Origin of the sequence: Kushneria konosiri, from assembly GCF_002155145.1 — a bacterium.
GTDB classification, from domain to species: domain Bacteria; phylum Pseudomonadota; class Gammaproteobacteria; order Pseudomonadales; family Halomonadaceae; genus Kushneria; species Kushneria konosiri.
In genome coordinates, this window is record NZ_CP021323.1 from 2331728 (window position 1) to 2347713 (window position 15986).

A 15986-nucleotide genomic window follows, 5' to 3' on the forward strand; every position below is an offset into this window, starting at 1 on the left:
TTCGGGCCAAAAGAGGGGCGAGCCCATTACAATGCGCCTCTGATCGACAAGAGGGCCGAGCAAGGCCGACAACCGATAGGGACGCACATGACAACAAATAATGGCACCGGTGGTGTGCTCTGGGCCGGGCGCTGGGGATTCGTGCTGGCCGCAACAGGCTCCGCCGTAGGGCTTGGCAACATCTGGAAATTCCCCTACATGACCGGTGAGTATGGCGGCGGCGCCTTTGTGCTTGTCTATCTGCTGTGCATTGCCGCCATCGGGGTGCCCCTGATGATGACCGAAATCGCCTTTGGTCGACGCGGCCGCGGCAGCCCGGTCGAGGCCGTCAAGCGCGTGGTGGCAGAGTCCGGGGGTGGCGCCGGATGGTCCATCCTGGGCTGGATGTCGATGATCTGCGGTTTCATGATCCTGAGTTTTTACGTGGTAGTGGCCGGCTGGTCGCTCTCCTATCTCTGGAAGGCGCTTACCGGTGGACTGGTCGCCGACAGCGTCGAGGGCATGGCGGCGATCTTTGAAGCCAACAACGCCAATCCGCTCAATCTCGGCTTCTGGAGTACGCTGGTCACGCTGCTCACCATGCTGATCGTGGGCAAGGGCGTGCAGGAAGGGATCGAGCGCAGCGTGCGCTGGATGATGCCAGGCATGGTGGTCATGCTGGCCATCCTGATCGGGTTTGGCGTGTTCTCTGGCGGCTTCGGCCAGGCCGTGCATTTCATGTTTGCCTTCGAGGTCGGTCAGCTCTCCGGTGAAGGACTGCTGGCCGCGATGGGGCATGCCTTTTTCACCCTGTCACTGGCGGCCGGTGCGATCATGGCGTATGGCGCCTATCTACCGGCCGGCAAGTCCATTGCCCGCACGACCTTCATGGTGGCGATCTGTGACACTCTGGTGGCGCTGATGGCGGGGCTTGCCATCTTCCCGGTCATTTTCGCCAACGGCATGGATCCGGCCAGCGGTCCGGGGCTGATCTTCATGAGTCTGCCACTGGCCTTTGCCCAGATGCCCATGGGCACGCTTTTGGAGGTCATCTTTTTCGTGATGCTGACGATGGCCGCACTGACCTCGGCCATTTCAATGATCGAGGCTACCATTGCCTGGCTGGTAGAGAGCCACGGTATGGTGCGCAATCGTGCGGCCTGGGGCACGGGCATCGTGCTGTGGCTGGTCAGCACGCTGGCAATGCTGTCCTTTAATCTTGGCGCGGGCTGGACGCTTGGCGGGCGGACCGTCTTTGACTGGCTGGACTATCTGACATCGCGATTTTTGATGCCACTGGGCGGGCTCGGACTGGCGCTGCTGGCGGGCTTTGTGCTCAAGGACCGTCTACTGCGCGATGAGCTTGGACTTCCCGACATTGGACATGCCCTGTGGCTGTTCATGATTCGCTATGTGTGTCCGCTGGCGATCGTGGTGATCTTTATCGATGCGCTGGGAATCATGAATCTTGACGTGTCCACGCAGTGGCCCTGGGGAGCAGGAGCACTGGTGCTGTTTGTGGTCATTGGTGAGTGGGCAAGCCCGCGACTGCGTCGCCAGCCCGCGCGCTGAAACGCCGGGTGCAGGATCGCTCAATGCATGACCGACAAGGGCCGCCCGGTGGGGCGGCCCTTTTCAGGTCAGGAGTCGGTCAGGCGTGCTGGCCTTCGGCGTACTGACTCAACCGAATGATCTCTTCAAGATGTCGGGCATCTTCCTGCATGCGTTCATGCATCTTCGCAGTGCTGGTCAGCATGCGTGCCAGATCGCTGCTTGAATGCGCTGCCTGTGATCTTGAGGCGTCAATGGTGGTCTGTAGTTGAAGGCCCTGGCTTGAAAAGGCCGAGACCATCTGTGTCATGGCTTCGAGACGCGCGTTGACAGACTCTACCGAGTCCTGAACGCTGGCGATGACCTTGCTGATCTGGTCGAGACTTTCCTGCGTGCGTCCGGCCAGTGAACGAACCTCTGCGGCCACGACCGCAAAGCCGCGTCCCTGGTCACCGGCGCGTGCGGCCTCCACGGCGGCATTAAGCGCCAGCAGATTGGTTTGCTGGGCGATGGCGCCAATGGTGCTCAGAAGGGTTCTGGCCTGAAGGGCGCTATTGTTGAGCTCACCGATTCTTGCACCCAGATCGCTGGTGGTTCGGCTGCTTTCTCCCATGTCGCTGGAAAACTGTGTTACCAGCCCCGTGACGTCCTCGATCATGGTCGTGAAGGTGCCCATGGAGGACTGCAGGCGAGGGAAGTCCGTCATGACCGTTTCGGTAAACCGCCGATAATCATCGAGACTGTCGATCAGCTGCGATTTCATGGTGTTCATCATCTGCAGCCGCTTGATCTCTGCTTCCCTGAAATAGGTCACGAAGCTGGCATAGCGAATCGGGAAGAGGTCGACGTAGTCATCGCGAAACCCTGATGCAGGCCGATAGATCAAAAGCATCGACAGGGTCTGATTGACGTTGACGCCCAAAAGCTCGCCAAAGGTTGAAAAGCCGCCGACCGGCAGTCCCTTAAAGGCATCGACCCGGCCAAGCTCATCGGCATTGTTGAGTCGGCGCAAAATGCAGTCATTGAGAAGACCGGCGACCAGACGCCCCTTGCCCTGATGATGGCGGCTGAAATCTTCGGCCGTACGTGTGCTGAAATGCTGGGATTCCACCAGTTCCAGCACGTCACCGCAGGAAATGTCACAGGCAAAATGCGCCTGACGCTTGCTGAAATCGAATTTGAGAATCGAGCGCACGAAATGCTCGCCATTGATGCGAATGGCAAAGGTATAGCGCTTGAGCTGTTCTTCCAGATGAGATTCATCACAGTCGAAATGACGACACAGCGCGCCGATGAAATCGACAAGCCGGTCACTTTGACCGTCGATGACGCTGTGCAGGGTGCGAAGTTCAGGTCGACATTCGCCGGCAATGAACGAGGTGCCGGTCGCCTTGAAGTTCTGTGTCTTGAAAATGGAGTAGCGATAGGGTTTGCGGATTTTGACAAAGGCAATCAGTGCATGGCTGTCAAAGGTGCCGCTTCTGTCGCCCAGAAGCGTGTGTGAAAAATCCAGCGGGCCACCGGAGGAGCCACCAATGAAGACCAGCGGAAAGCGAGCACTTTCATAGATGGCGCGCATCAGAAAGTTTTCGCTGTTGGAAAGGCCATCTACCAGCGTAATGGCCACCGTATCGCGATGATCCAGTACGAAGGGCAGTGTCATCCGGTCAAGCGACTGACGAATCCTTCGCACGCGCTCTTCCATGTCGATCAGTGGCTGACCGGCGCGCAAGTCTTCGCAATAAAGAGGCACCCGCACCACGTGTACGGCCTCGACCAGCACCCTGCTCCAGCCCTGCAGTACGATGGTATCTCCGCCTGTTGGCAGATACAGCGGCTCTCCGCCAAGGCTGCAAAGCTCGCCGGCGGTCAGGCTCAGGGCCAGCTCTGCCTGTGGCGCGAGGCTTGAGAGCGTGCGTTGTACACGGCCCATGTCGACGGCTGCAGAGACAAATCCCACGATGAAGGCAGCGTTTCGAAGCTGAGCAGCGTCCTGCGCCAGCCTTTCGCTGCTGGTACGTACCAGCCAGGCTTCCTTGCTCGAGCGAATCTTTTAAACATGTTTGCGTACCATAAAATCTGCTTGATGAGAGGCGATAAACACCTGCATTACGGCCGCGTCAGGGGTTACTTGATGCTATGGAAACCATAGGGGTGGGCTATTTCTGAAGGTGCCATCAAAAACGCCGCCCGGAAGGGCGGCGTTTTCAGGCAGGAACAATCAATGTTCAGGGCGCCGGTGGCATGGTCGGATCATCCGGAATGTTGGCGCCATGACCGGGCGCTTCGCGCGTCATGTGCAGAAACTGCAGATGGTGCTCATATTGATCGAGGATGTCATTGATCACCTGCTCACGACTGAAACCGATCAGGTTGTAGCCCTGACTGCCTTCCAGCAGATAAACCTCAAGACGGTAGTAGCGCGAGCGGGGCTCACTGGCTCTTCTGGCAAATGAAGGCATTGAAAAGGCGCGTGGCCAGATCTGATAGGTAAAGTTCTGCTCGTTGCCCAGCGCGACGTTGAGTTCAAGGTGCAGCTCATTACCCTCGGCCTTGATGACCTCTGCCTCAAGCCCCTGCTCGGCAAGCTCCTGTGCCACGGCTTCCATGGCAGGTCTGGCGGTTTCATTGATGAAGGCGCTGGCCTGGCGCTGGCTGGGGAAATGCATGGCGCGATTGAGGCGCTGGCGCCAGTGTCGGGTGCCGCGCTCACCGCCTGCTCCGGTGCGACTCGACAGCCGCCCGGCCAGACTGGCGCGATGGCTGTCTTCCTTGAAGGCCTCGCTTTTAAAGGAGCGGTAAAGCCCGGCCATGACAAAAAAGATCACGAACGAAAAAGGTAGACCCATGATGACGACCATGCCCTGAAGCGCCGAGACGCCACCGGCCATCAACAATGCCAGAGTGAGCAGCCCGATCGTCACCGACCAGAAAACGCGCAGCCAGGCCGGAGCATCGTGGTGCACGCTGGAAAGGCGCGAGGTGAAGTTACCCAGTACCAGCGCGCCGGAGTCGGCCGAAGTGACGTAGAACAGCATGCCCAGAAGCGTTGCCAGCGATGCGGTCCACAGTACGCCCGGATATTGCTCGAGCAGCCCATAGATGGATTGCTCGGGGCTTTGCATCGCAATCTGACCGAACTCGGTGGCGCCATTGAGAATGCTCTCGATCGCACTGTTGCCGAAAATCGAGATCCACATCAGGGTAAAGATAAAGGGAATGGTCAGGGTGCCGACCACAAATTCACGAATGGTGCGCCCTCGGGAAATACGCGCCAGAAAAAGACCCACGAAGGGCGCCCAGGCCACCCACCAGGCCCAGAAAAAGAGCGTCCAGGTATTGAGCCAGTCGGTCGGACGATCAAAGGCGAAGGTGTTGAGCGTCATGCCCATGAAGCGGTTGACGTAGTCACCGACGTTAAGCACCAGAGCATTGAGCAAAAAGACCGTGTCGCCGGCCAGCAGTACATAAAGCAGCAGCACCACGGCCAGAATCACATTGAATTCAGAGATTCGTCGAATGCCCTTGTCGACGCCTGAAACCACCGAAATGGTGGCCAGAATGACCGACAGTGCAATTAGCGCGCCCTGAACAAGCAGGTTCTGAGGCAGGTCAAAAAGATAGGTCAGGCCGTAATTGAGCTGCACCACACCAATGCCAAGACTGGTGGCGATGCCGAACACCGTACCGATGACAGCGGCAATATCGACCGTATGCCCTATCGGGCCTTCCACGCGCCGGCCAAACAGCGGGTAGAGGGCACTGCGAATGGTCAGTGGCAGATTGTAGCGGTAGCTGAAGTAGGCCAGTGCCATGCCCATCAGGGCATACATGCCCCAACCGGTAATGCCGTAATGGAACATGCCCCAGACCGTGGCCTGGCGAGCGGCTTCCAGCGTGCCCCCTTCACCGACCGGTGGTGCCAAAAACTGGGTCACCGGCTCGGCCACACAGAAAAACAGTAGATCGATACCGATACCGGCTGCAAAGAGCATGGCCGCCCAGGAACCCAGGCTGAATTCCGGGCGCGAATGCTCGGGGCCAAGCCGGATGCTGCCAAATCGTGAGGCGGCCACAAAGATCACGAATCCCAGATAAAGGGTCGCGGCCAGAAAGTAGTACCAGCCGAAGGTATTACTGATCCACTCAAGGGCGGCAAAAATAACGGTGTTGGCGGTGTCAGTGAAAAACATTCCCCACAGGGAAAACATCACGATGCCAAATGCGGAGCCGTAAAAGACGATCGGGTTTAGACCATCTCGGGTCTGTTCGGGCGTATCAATGGAACTGACGCTCATCGAAGGATTCTCCCTGGTGGCGATGCGATCATTAATGATTCATGAACGTCGCCCTCGTCACCCGGAGATGACCGGATGACGAGGGCGCTGATCCAATTTTTATTAATTGGTTGTTCAATTAAAATACATGCTTTACGGGAGGGCTTCAACCGAAGGTCCCGGAACCGGTTGCGGCCCTGGACCATGGCTGGGGGCGCAAGGCGCCCGAAAAGGGTGGGCATCGACCATACTGAAGATCGGTTTCATTGAAGACTTCTGGAGAGACGCCATGACCACGGCCATGACCTGGATGAGCGGCAAGTTACGGGTGATTCAGGGTGACATCACCACTCTGGAAATGGACGCCATCGTCAATGCGGCCAATCACTCCCTGATGGGAGGGGGCGGGGTAGATGGCGCCATTCATCGTGCGGCGGGTGCCGAACTCAAGACGGCCTGTCAGGCTCTGCGGCGCGAACAGTGGCCGGACGGACTGCCGGATGGAGAAGTGGCTTTAACGCCCGGGTTCAACCTGCCGGCACGCCATGTTATTCACACCGTGGGGCCGGTGTATGCCAAAACGATCGACAAATCAGAGCTGTTGGCGAACTGCTATCGCAAGTCATTGGCACTGGCCGAACAACAGGGGTTGCATACGATTGCCTTTCCAGCCATTTCCACCGGGGTCTATGGCTATCCCTTTGATCAGGCCTGCGACATTGTGATCAGGGTCATGGCGGAGAAGCTGCCCCATAGTGCGCTGACCGTGACGCTTTGTTTTTTCAGTCAGAAGGATATGGAAGCGTTTCGACACGTGGCCAGCCGGCTCGGATATCAGCGTGATCGTTGATAAAACGCGCCCTTGAATCAATGCCTTGCAGGCATCAGCCGTAAGCGGAAAAGAAAGGGTGGCAGGGCCAGACCATGCCGTTTCTTCGAGGGCCTGCCGAGAAGGCGCCGACTCGATCGAGAAAATAACTTGGACGAAGGTCTCATGTGCGGAAGTCGCCCCGTGACCATGGTTTGGTTGTAACCCCATGATGCCTTTGCAAGAATGCTGCTTCGGTACGCACAATGACGGCCTTACTCCGCAACAAGAGAGCCCCAGCATGGTAAAACAGTTCGATCAGCGTCATCGGCAATCACGACGCATCCTGATCATGGGGGTCTCCGGATCCGGCAAATCGACCATTGGGGAAGCCGTGGCCGAAAGAACGGGGTGTGAGTACATCGACGGCGATCAGTACCACCCGCCGGAAAATATTGAAAAGATGACCAACGGTGAAGCACTGACCGATGAGGATCGTCAGGGCTGGCTGGAAGCGCTCGCCGAGCTTTTTGCGCAACATCGCCGGGCCGATGAAAGCGTCATGATCGGTTGTTCCGGGCTCAAGAGGTCCTACCGCGATATCCTGCGCCAGGGCGATCCTGAACTGGTCATTCTCTTCCTGGACGGGGATTACGACACCATCCTGCAACGCATGGAAGAGCGTCAGCACTTCTTCTCGCCGCAAATGCTGCGCACCCAGTTTGATACGTTGCAGACGCCGGGCCCGGATGAAGCCATCAGCATCGATATTTCCAAATCCTTTGATAACGTGATCGACCAGTGCGTCAGCGAGCTCGAAGCGCTCGACTGATCATTATGCACTGAAAGCCAAAACAGGGGCCCCGGCTGCATCTCTGCAGTCGGGGCCCCTGTCATTTTCAACCGGTCAGGATGATGCGGTGACCGTAATTACTCGATAAAGGCCTCAACGCTCTGACGCCGCCCCAGCAGGAAGGCGTCTGCCACGTGACGAAAGGGCGCCACGTCAACATCACTGCGACCCTCACGGATCAGTTCGGCAAAGCGCTGGTAGAGGCCTGCATACTCGATATCCTCGCCGTCGATGATGCACTCGCCATTGATGCTCAGCTGGCTGCCGCCGCTGTCGAGTATCAGCGTGCCATCGTCGGTTTCGACCGTGATCTGCCAGGTCTGCGGTCCGGTCTGGCGCCAGTCGAAATCGGCATGAATGGGCGTGTCGTGAACGTCGGTGAACTCGAGCGTTGCGCCAATCGGTGACTGACAGTTTTCCGGCACCTCAAGTGTGGCCTTACGCAGGAAAAAGGCCTCGGGCAGAATTCGAGTGACAATCGAAAGGGCATTGATGCCGGGGTCGAACACGCCCAGACCGCCCGGTTCCCACACCCATTGCTGGCCGGGGTGCCACTGACGCACGTCTTCACGCCACTGGATGTCGACACCGGTGACACGGCGCGTTGACAGCCACTCGCGTGCCTTCTCGACGCCGGCGGCCTCACGGGCATGCCAGGTGGCGTAGAGTGTGACGCCCTTTTGTTCGGCGCGCCGTGCCAGATCCTCGACTTCGCTGAGGCTGACGCCCGGCGGCTTTTCCAGCAGCACATGCTTGCCGGCCTCAATGGCTGCCACGGCCTGGCCGTAGCGAACCTGAGGCGGCGTGCACAGTGCCACGGCGTCCAACGCCGGTACGGCTGCCAGCAGCGATTCAAGATCCTGATGATTGTCGACGCCTTCAAGCGTGGCATTGCGACTGGCGATGGCGGTCAGCTCAAACTCGCGGTTATCCCTCAGGGCCGGCAGGTGCTGGTCTTTGGCGATCTTGCCGAAACCGGCAATGGCAATGGTGGTCATGCGGTGTCTCTTTCCAAAAGAGGCCGGGCCGCCTTGATGGCCGCCCGAACCAGGATTAAAACGTCAGGCGATAGCAGGTGTGCTGTCGATAACGCTCGCCCGGATCGAGCCGGGTCGAGGGGAAATGCCCATGGTGCGGCGCATCGGGGAACTGCTGTGCCTCCAGCGCCAGACCACCAAAGGCTTCGATTGGGCGCCCCTCGTGATCGTTCAGGGTGCCATCCAGGCCGATGCCGGTATAGATCTGCAGTGAGGGCTGATCGGTAAAGACCTCCAGGCATCGGCCGCTGTGCGTTTCGGTCACGGTCGCCTGAGGGCTTGCGGAGGGCGTTCGGTCCAGCACCAGCGCAACATCGTGTCCACCGGCACGTTTTAGCTGCTCACCGGGTATCTGCTCGCGCGAGCGCAGGGTCGCAGGTGCTTGAAAGTCGTAAGGGGTATTATCTACCGAGGCGATCGTGCCGGTCGGGATCGACGCTTCATCGAGCACCAGATAGTGGCCTGCGGCACACTCGAGCTGATGGTCTCGCACGTCACCGCTGCCGCGCAGGTTGAAATAGGCATGGTTGGTCAGGCTGATCACGGTCGGTTTTGAACTCTGTGCTTCATAATCGATGGTAAGCCGATCGTCTTCATCCAGGCTGTAATGCACGGTGACTTCCAGATCGCCCGGAAAGCCCATGTCGCCATCGGGTGAGAGGTGGGTCAGACTGACACCGACCCGGTCCGCCTCTTCAAACAAGCTGCCCTTGAAGCGCTGAAAGCTCAAGCCTTTCGGTCCGCCATGCAGGGCGTTTTGGCCCTCGTTGGGCGGAATCTGAAACGTCTGGCCATCGAGCTCAAAGTTCGCCCCTCCGATGCGATTGGCATAGCGACCGACCAGCGCTCCGAAGTAGGGGTGCGGCCCGAGATACTGCGTTGGATCGGCAAACCCGAGAATCAGATTGATCGAGGTTCCGGTCTCCCGATCCGGGATACGCATGGCCTGAAGGGTGGCGCCGTAATCGAGAATATCCACCTGCATGCCAGCGCTGTTGCGCAGCCTGAACTGTTCGAAGGGGGTGCCATCATCGTGCTGACCGATCCGGTTGCTTTCACAGTGCAAGGGCATGAATCACTCCACGGTTTCTGGGCGACAAACGCGGTTTGTCGTCATGGTTGCAGGGCAGTATAGGACCTGGCGCTATTGCAGGTCGGGCCTGGCTGTCTCACTCGGCAGCATGAGTGTGGCATATAGCCTGACACTCCAAGGGATGGCCCTGCGAGCATGCACATGAGAAATTCACTGCCGGGCTTATATGTTGAACATTTATCGAAAATGATCAACATGAACTTTGGACGGGTAAACATTGTTGGCGTCATTCGGTCAACAGGGAAAGCGGCAAATGGCCTCTCATGACGTCATTTCGGAGAACCGCTGGCCGGGATGATGTCCATACGCCGCAGCAAGAACCGCCATGGCGCCGGGAGAGGCTAGCGGTCAGTGGCGATATTGATGGGCATGTGAGCCGGCACTGATGCGGTGTGAATATCGACATTCAGTGCCCTGGCGGTATTTTCCAATACAGAGACGGCGGCGTGATAGGCCTCATCAGACTGGCGCATGCGAATGGCGTCCATGAGTCGACGATGGCTCTGAAGGCTGTGGGCCGGGTCGAGCGTGCGGGTATTGCTGTGGGAGACCAGTAGATGAATCGAGGGGCGCAGTACGTGGGAGAGCTGCGACCAGACAATGTTGTGGGTGGCGTAATAGATGGCGACGTGAAAGGAGACATCGCAATGGTCGTGCTGGGTAGTGTCTTCGTCAAGATGGTGATGGCGCATGCCCTCAAACGCCTCCTCCATGGCCACCAGGTCCCGGGCCGTAGCGCTGCTGGCGGCCATCATGGCCACCCAGGGTTCGACCGTCAGGCGAAAGCTCAGGATTTCACGCTGAATTTCCAGATGCGGGCCGGCAAAGCGGGTGATCCAGTCCGTAACGGCAGGATCGAGAATGTGCCACTGCGAAAATTCGCGCACCCGTGAGCCATAGCCGGAAATACGCTCGATGATGCCGCCATTGACCAGCGCCCCCAGATGACGCCGGACCACGTTGCGGCTCAGGCCGAAATGCCGGCAGATTTCCAGCTCCTTGGGAATGAAATCGCCTGGCTGATAGCGCCCGTCAAGAATGTCCTTGATCAGCTGATCGGCCACATGGTGTGCGTCTGGGGCGGCGGTATCGTTCATGTGATCCTCGGTGACAGCGGCATCATGATGCAACCTGTCACATTGCATGTTCGGGCTCCGAGACGCCGATGGTGTCCCGGAGCCGGTGGGGGTCAGGCCGTGTGACGATAGCGATGGCCGGGCAGGCCGGGAGTATCCACTCGCGTGGAAAAGAGCGAGCCGGCATCAGGATATTGATCCAGTGTGGCCTGCTCCAGTCCCTGGCGTGCGCAGGTAACGTAAAGCGTGCGCAGGTCGCTGTCGCCGAAGGTGACCTTGGTGGGATTGGGGGCCAGCAGCGGCAGGGTTTCTACCACGTTGCCGCGATCGTCAAAGTGCACCACGACTCCGCCGCCATACATGGCAATCCAGTAATGGCCGGCCTCATCAATGGCAGCACCATCCGGTGACCCCGGCAGGGCCAGAGCTCTCGTATCAGCAAAAAGCTCGGGCTCGCCCAGCGTGCCCTGCTCGATGTCCAGCGGGTAGCGATAAATCCTGTGGGTTGGCGTGTCGCTGAAATAGAGCCAGCGATGATCGGGGCTGATGGCGATGCCATTGGCGATGGTCACGCCCTCGAAATGCGTGGTGAGTGCTTCCTGGTAGCTGAACAGGGCACCGGTAGGATGGGTTTCTTCGGCATTTTTGGTGCCAAACCACAGCCGGCCATGAGCATCGCAGTGGCTGTCGTTGCACCAGCTGATCTCCGGATTCTGGGGACCTTCGACCAGGTGATGCTGTTTTTGCCCCTGATGATCCAGCTGCCACAGGCCGGAACGAAAGGCGGCCAGGTACCCGCCCTGATCGTCGGGAACGACGTAGGCCAGCGGCTCATCATAACGCTGAACCTGGTGCTGATTGCTTTCGGGGTCGAGCTGATGACATTCGCCGCTCAGGATATCGACCCAGTAAAGACGCTGCTGGTCGACGTCCCAGTGCGGACCTTCTCCCAGCGCCATGGTCAGTGTCAGGTGCGGTTCCAGCATGTTCCCTCCTGGATCATTCGTGTTGTATGGACATGACCGACAAGCCTGCCCCGGGGCTATGGTGTGTCGAATCCTGTGAGCTGAAGACGTGCGCTCAGTTTGCCATCGCGGAAATAGTCCGTCTGCACGAGAAGCCCCGGATCGCGTGAGGTGAAATAAAAATGCAGCTGCCGATCAGGCTTGTCTTCATCCCAGACCTCCACATGGCGTGTCTTCCAGTGGCCCTGGGGCACGGTCATTTCGGGATCATCAATGACCCGCCAGACCATGTCATGCTCGCGTGCCTTGTGATCGACATAGGCGAAGGTACAGGGCGTTGACTGACGGCCGCGACACGATGGGGCGTCGAACGCCTGACGACTGAGCGCAAACAACGCTGCCTGGCGGTCGGGCAGGTTCGAGAGCTGCTTTTCGTCAAGCCGATAGGTATCACCAAACCCGAATAGGCGATAGCGGCTGTAAAAGCTCCAGGGCGATACCTCGGTGTCATGGCTGACATGAAAGCGGCTGTATTCATAGCCGGTGGCGATCTTGATCGAGGCGTGCATGGTGGCGCGCCAGCCATCACCATCATGTTCGAGCTGATGGGTCATGTCGGCACTGGGCCAGCCATCCATGGTGAGATGGTACTGGGCCGTGAAGGGATGAATCTCCTCGGCCTGCGGCGAGGTGGAGACTATCAGGGCGGTCAGCGCCAGAAAAAGGCGAAGCATGGCGTCTCCTGTTTATGAAGTACAAGGCGCATGACGCCGGGCGGGCGTCTCAATAGCCTGTGGCTCGATCAACAGTATCGATGGGCTCGCCCTGCGTCAGCGCCAGAAGGTCGGCGGCGAATTGTCGGGCGCCCGCGTTCACATCGGTAGGTGCAGCAATATGCGGCGTTATGATGACTCCGGGGGCCTGCCAGAGCGGATGCTGGGGCGACAAAGGCTCTTCCGGGAAAACATCCAGCATCGCACCGCGAAGATGGCCGCTATCGACAAGCGCGAGCAGGGCGTCCGGGTCCAGCGTGGTTCCCCGTCCGACATTGATGACCACGGCGCCTTCGGGCAGCTGGGCCAGGCGCTGTGCGTTGAGCAGCCCGCGCGTCTCGGGCGTGTCCGGCAGCAGGCTGACCATGATCCGGGAAGTGTTCAGGAAAGTGGTCAGGCCATCGTCACCATGATGTGTATCGATCCCTTCAAGATGCTTGGGGGAGCGGCTCCAGCCCTGAACCTCAAACCCCTGGGCACTGATGCGCTGGGCACAGACCTGGCCGAGGGTGCCCAGCCCCAGGATGCCCACGCGCCAGTTGCTGCGATCGGCCAGCGGCTGCTCCTGCCAGTGCTGATCGGTCTGCTGTCGGTGATAGCGATCCATGTCCCGATAAAAGTGCAGCACGCCATAAAGCGCATAGTCGGCCATCAGCATGCCCATGCCGGCGTCACGCAGGCGAACGATGGGGACGTCCGGCAGATCCGGCAGGTTCAGCAGTGCGTCCACGCCGGCGCCGGCGTTGAAGATCGCCTTCAGAGAGTCATCCTGACACGCCAGCAATGAGGCCGTCGGTTTCCAGACGATCAGCAGATCGGCAGGCCCTTCACCGACGTCCTGCGTGGTCACGATGTCGGCCTCGGGCAATATCGGGTGCAGCTCTCGCGTCAGCGCTGCCTGCCAGCGTTTTGCCTCGGGGGCGTGAATCAAAATGCGCATCTCATTTCCCCTTCATTGAACCCGACGAAATTGACCGGCGTGGCACGATCAGAGCCAGCCGCGATGTTTAAAGTACAAAAAGGGCGTCAGGCCTGACAGGAACATGACAAAAATGGCAAAGGGATAGCCCAGCGGCCAGTGCAGTTCGGGCATGACATCAAAGTTCATGCCATAAATGCTGGCGATCATGGTCGGGGGGAGAAACACGACCGAGGCGATCGAGAAGATCTTGATGATCTGGTTTTGCTGGATATTGATAAAGCCCTGGGTCGTATCCATGAGGAAGTTGACCTTGTCGGACAAAAACGTGTTGTGCGACATCAGGGCGTCCACGTCCTGAAGCACCTCACGGGCCTGTTCCTGAAGTTCCGGGTGGCGGCGCAGGTGGCGCAGCAGGAAATGGAGCGAGCGCTGGGTATCCATCAGGCACAGCCGGATCTTGCCGACGCTGTCCTCGACCTTGGCCAGTCGATCAATGGCGTCCTCGAGATCCGAGTCTTCGACCTCGAGAACCTGATGGCTGACCTGCTCGAGATCGCGGTGCATGTCCTCGACGCTGTCAGCAAGGTTTTCCACCTTCTGCTCGAAGATGGTCACCATCAGCTCCTGGGGCGAGCCGGCCTCAATCTGACCGCGCCGTGCCCGCAGACGCAGCAGCCTGAAATCTGCCAGATCCTCTTCGCGCAGGCTCAGGAGCCGCTGTGGCTGAAGGATGAAGGCCACCGTGGTGTTCTGGTGCTTGCCTTCGTTGCGGGTCAGAAACAGCGAGTGAACGTGAAGGCCGTCGGCATCCGAGAAATAGCGTGCCGAGGATTCGATCTCTTCGACATCGGTGCTTCCGGGCAGTTCTTCGGCAAGAAAGGGGGCCAGTGCCTCTCGCTCACTGTCACTGGGTTCCTGCGCATCGATCCAGGTCGCCTGCGACAGGCGCGCTTCAAGCGCGTCGTCTGCCAGTTCGTGAATGGTCTGCTGCTCAAGGCTGTAGGTCCTGATCATGATGGCATTCCGGCACGGTATAAATGGTCCTCATGATCCCAGAGCAGGGGGGGATTGCCAAAGACTTTAGTACCAACCGTGCCATGGCGGGTCTGACGCAGCCTTCTCCGATCTCAGGCGGACGCTACCTGAGAGGCTGCATCGATCATGGTGCAGTGATGTTCAGCATTGATATCCACCAGCAGTGTGGCCAGCGTTTCCAGACACAGCACCGACATGACTTTCTTGTTGGCCCCGGTGCCGACCACGATCAGACGCTTGCACTGTTCGATGGGCGGCGTGTCGGGTTCCTGCTCCCCTCGCCAGCGAATGATTAGGCTGTTGGCCGGGGCGTCGAGATACTCGATATGACGGGCGTTATCGATCATGAAGCCGACCCGGTAGTCGCCGCAGGCCACGATGAGAACATCGGTGGCCGGCGTGTTGTGGGGCGTGTTCAAAAGCCTGCGCAGATCAATCAGCGATACGGCGTGATCACGATGGGGCAGGGTGCCAGCCCAGCCTTCCTGTGCATTGGTGCTGGGCGTGAAACCTTCGGGCATGGCGATGACTTCATCGAGCTGCTCCAGCGGGGTCACATACTGGCCAAAGGCGTCATAGTGCACAAAGGCGAAGCGGCGATAGACCTCGCCTTGCGTATGGCCTTTCTCCTGCTGGCCGGCATACATGGCCGCAATGGTGAGAAAGTCCTGGTCGGTGGCAAAGCGGCTTTCATCGAGCAGCAGCGAATCGCCCAGTTCGGGATGCGTCATTATGCCGGCGACGGTCGCATTGGCATTGTCGTGATTGTCGGCCAGCGGCATGACGCCTGCCGGGTCGTAATCAATCATGCGCAGCACTCGAGTGGCCGCCAGCCCCATCAACTGGCCGCGAACGGTCACCACGACCATCAACCCGGCACTGGCTTTGCACCTTTTCTCGAGGCGGGCCAATATCAGCGGACAGAACACCGCCATCTGGCTTTTACGCAGTGGCGCAGTGCCCATGTACCCATCGATCTCGATCACCGGTGGGGCGAGCTTTTCCAGCGGCTGAATTTCACGCACCATCGCGGCCGGAAGACTGAGATGAACCCCCAGACATTCAATCACGAGGGCTCTGTGGCGTTGACGGGGCGTGCGCGAGTGCTCCAGGTCGTTCACGCCGATATCATTAACGGTGCCGGCCGAGAGTGAGCGCATCACGCCATCAAGAGCAAAGAGCGCCTCGAGCTCCAGCACATAGACCAGTCGATCCTCGCCGTCATTAGAGAAGTTAAAGGCGGCCGGAATCAGGGCGGTGGTGCGCGCATCATGGTGCTCCAGCGTCTGAAGGCGCTCTCTCGCGACAGGCATGATGCCGTGAATGGCATCCACACGCAGGCCGACAACGCCTGACTGCCAGTGCACGATGGCCACCCGATCACCGGCATTTCGCGTGCCGGTGCCGTCATCAAGCTGCAGTAGCCGTGCCAGATCGATCACCGGAATCATTTCATCGCGCAGCATGAAGGCGCCGAGCGACCAGACCGGTGCCAGCGGCGCCGGCGTTAGCGCCTCAGGCAGATCGGCCACTTCCCGCAGTGTGCTGATGGGCAGGGCGACATTGCTGCCGCCGATGCCTAAAACGCCATAGGTGCTGGTGTCGTGATGGCTCATG

At 59.1% G+C, this 15986-nt stretch carries 13 protein-coding genes; 3 read left to right on the forward strand and 10 right to left on the reverse strand.

Annotated features, from left to right (window positions below; all coding sequences use genetic code 11):
• Positions 1 to 87: 87 nt before the first annotated feature.
• Positions 88 to 1551: a sodium-dependent transporter gene (locus B9G99_RS10840; protein WP_086622167.1), complete on the forward strand. Its 1464-nt coding sequence runs from the start codon at positions 88 to 90 to the stop codon at positions 1549 to 1551.
• 79 nt (positions 1552 to 1630) lie between these two features.
• Here B9G99_RS10840 and B9G99_RS10845 read toward each other — a convergent pair whose 3' ends face one another.
• Positions 1631 to 3490 (reverse strand): methyl-accepting chemotaxis protein, encoded by a 1860-nt coding sequence (locus tag B9G99_RS10845; protein WP_086622168.1) that lies wholly within the window; start codon positions 3488 to 3490, stop codon positions 1631 to 1633.
• A 268-nt stretch (positions 3491 to 3758) separates the two neighbouring features.
• Positions 3759 to 5828 (reverse strand): choline transporter, encoded by a 2070-nt coding sequence (locus B9G99_RS10850; protein ID WP_086622169.1) that lies wholly within the window; start codon positions 5826 to 5828, stop codon positions 3759 to 3761.
• A gap of 268 nt (positions 5829 to 6096) precedes the next feature.
• On the opposite strand from B9G99_RS10850, the gene B9G99_RS10855 reads away from it, so the two are divergent.
• Both B9G99_RS10855 and B9G99_RS10860 read left to right on the forward strand, forming a co-directional pair.
• Complete coding sequence (locus tag B9G99_RS10855; protein WP_174678765.1) at positions 6097 to 6657, forward strand: O-acetyl-ADP-ribose deacetylase; 561 nt, start codon at positions 6097 to 6099, stop codon at positions 6655 to 6657.
• 259 nt (positions 6658 to 6916) lie between these two features.
• A complete protein-coding gene (locus tag B9G99_RS10860) occupies positions 6917 to 7447 on the forward strand; it encodes a gluconokinase (RefSeq protein ID WP_086622170.1) in 531 nt (176 codons plus the stop codon).
• Between the two features lie 98 nt (positions 7448 to 7545).
• On the opposite strand, the gene B9G99_RS10865 is transcribed toward B9G99_RS10860, so the two are convergent.
• The 8 genes from B9G99_RS10865 to B9G99_RS10900 all read right to left on the reverse strand — a co-directional run bounded on the left by B9G99_RS10865 (position 7546) and on the right by B9G99_RS10900 (position 15985).
• A complete protein-coding gene (locus tag B9G99_RS10865; RefSeq protein WP_086622171.1) occupies positions 7546 to 8466 on the reverse strand; it encodes a Gfo/Idh/MocA family protein in 921 nt (306 codons plus the stop codon).
• Between the two features lie 55 nt (positions 8467 to 8521).
• Positions 8522 to 9577 carry an aldose epimerase family protein gene (locus B9G99_RS10870; RefSeq protein WP_086622172.1) on the reverse strand — a complete coding sequence of 352 codons (1056 nt, stop codon included), beginning with the start codon at positions 9575 to 9577 and terminating at the stop codon, positions 8522 to 8524.
• A 362-nt stretch (positions 9578 to 9939) separates the two neighbouring features.
• The gene (locus B9G99_RS10875) at positions 9940 to 10695 is read right to left on the reverse strand and encodes a FadR/GntR family transcriptional regulator (protein ID WP_086623438.1); all 756 of its coding nucleotides are present in this window, start codon (positions 10693 to 10695) and stop codon (positions 9940 to 9942) included.
• 92 nt (positions 10696 to 10787) lie between these two features.
• Positions 10788 to 11660: an SMP-30/gluconolactonase/LRE family protein gene (locus B9G99_RS10880; RefSeq protein WP_086622173.1), complete on the reverse strand. Its 873-nt coding sequence runs from the start codon at positions 11658 to 11660 to the stop codon at positions 10788 to 10790.
• 56 nt (positions 11661 to 11716) lie between these two features.
• Positions 11717 to 12373: a hypothetical protein gene (locus B9G99_RS10885; RefSeq protein WP_086622174.1), complete on the reverse strand. Its 657-nt coding sequence runs from the start codon at positions 12371 to 12373 to the stop codon at positions 11717 to 11719.
• A gap of 49 nt (positions 12374 to 12422) precedes the next feature.
• Entirely contained in the window at positions 12423 to 13352 is a 930-nt protein-coding gene (locus B9G99_RS10890) for a 2-hydroxyacid dehydrogenase (protein ID WP_086622175.1), read from the reverse strand.
• 48 nt (positions 13353 to 13400) lie between these two features.
• Positions 13401 to 14348, reverse strand: a complete 948-nt coding sequence (corA, locus tag B9G99_RS10895) for a magnesium/cobalt transporter CorA (RefSeq protein ID WP_086622176.1) — start codon at positions 14346 to 14348, stop codon at positions 13401 to 13403.
• A 113-nt stretch (positions 14349 to 14461) separates the two neighbouring features.
• Entirely contained in the window at positions 14462 to 15985 is a 1524-nt protein-coding gene (locus B9G99_RS10900) for a chemotaxis protein CheW (RefSeq protein WP_158521489.1), read from the reverse strand.
• Position 15986 lies beyond the last annotated feature (1 nt).

Coding starts and splice junctions, on each gene's coding strand:
- B9G99_RS10865 (WP_086622171.1), bottom strand. CDS start 8,466: ATGACCACCATTGCCATTGCCGGTTTCGGCAAGATCGCCAAAGACCAG.
- B9G99_RS10860 (WP_086622170.1), top strand. CDS start 6,917: ATGGTAAAACAGTTCGATCAGCGTCATCGGCAATCACGACGCATCCTG.
- B9G99_RS10840 (WP_086622167.1), top strand. CDS start 88: ATGACAACAAATAATGGCACCGGTGGTGTGCTCTGGGCCGGGCGCTGG.
- B9G99_RS10850 (WP_086622169.1), bottom strand. CDS start 5,828: ATGAGCGTCAGTTCCATTGATACGCCCGAACAGACCCGAGATGGTCTA.
- corA (WP_086622176.1), bottom strand. CDS start 14,348: ATGATCAGGACCTACAGCCTTGAGCAGCAGACCATTCACGAACTGGCA.
- B9G99_RS10875 (WP_086623438.1), bottom strand. CDS start 10,695: ATGAACGATACCGCCGCCCCAGACGCACACCATGTGGCCGATCAGCTG.
- B9G99_RS10855 (WP_174678765.1), top strand. CDS start 6,097: ATGACCACGGCCATGACCTGGATGAGCGGCAAGTTACGGGTGATTCAG.
- B9G99_RS10885 (WP_086622174.1), bottom strand. CDS start 12,373: ATGCTTCGCCTTTTTCTGGCGCTGACCGCCCTGATAGTCTCCACCTCG.
- B9G99_RS10890 (WP_086622175.1), bottom strand. CDS start 13,352: ATGCGCATTTTGATTCACGCCCCCGAGGCAAAACGCTGGCAGGCAGCG.
- B9G99_RS10880 (WP_086622173.1), bottom strand. CDS start 11,660: ATGCTGGAACCGCACCTGACACTGACCATGGCGCTGGGAGAAGGTCCG.
- B9G99_RS10870 (WP_086622172.1), bottom strand. CDS start 9,577: ATGCCCTTGCACTGTGAAAGCAACCGGATCGGTCAGCACGATGATGGC.
- B9G99_RS10900 (WP_158521489.1), bottom strand. CDS start 15,985: ATGAGCCATCACGACACCAGCACCTATGGCGTTTTAGGCATCGGCGGC.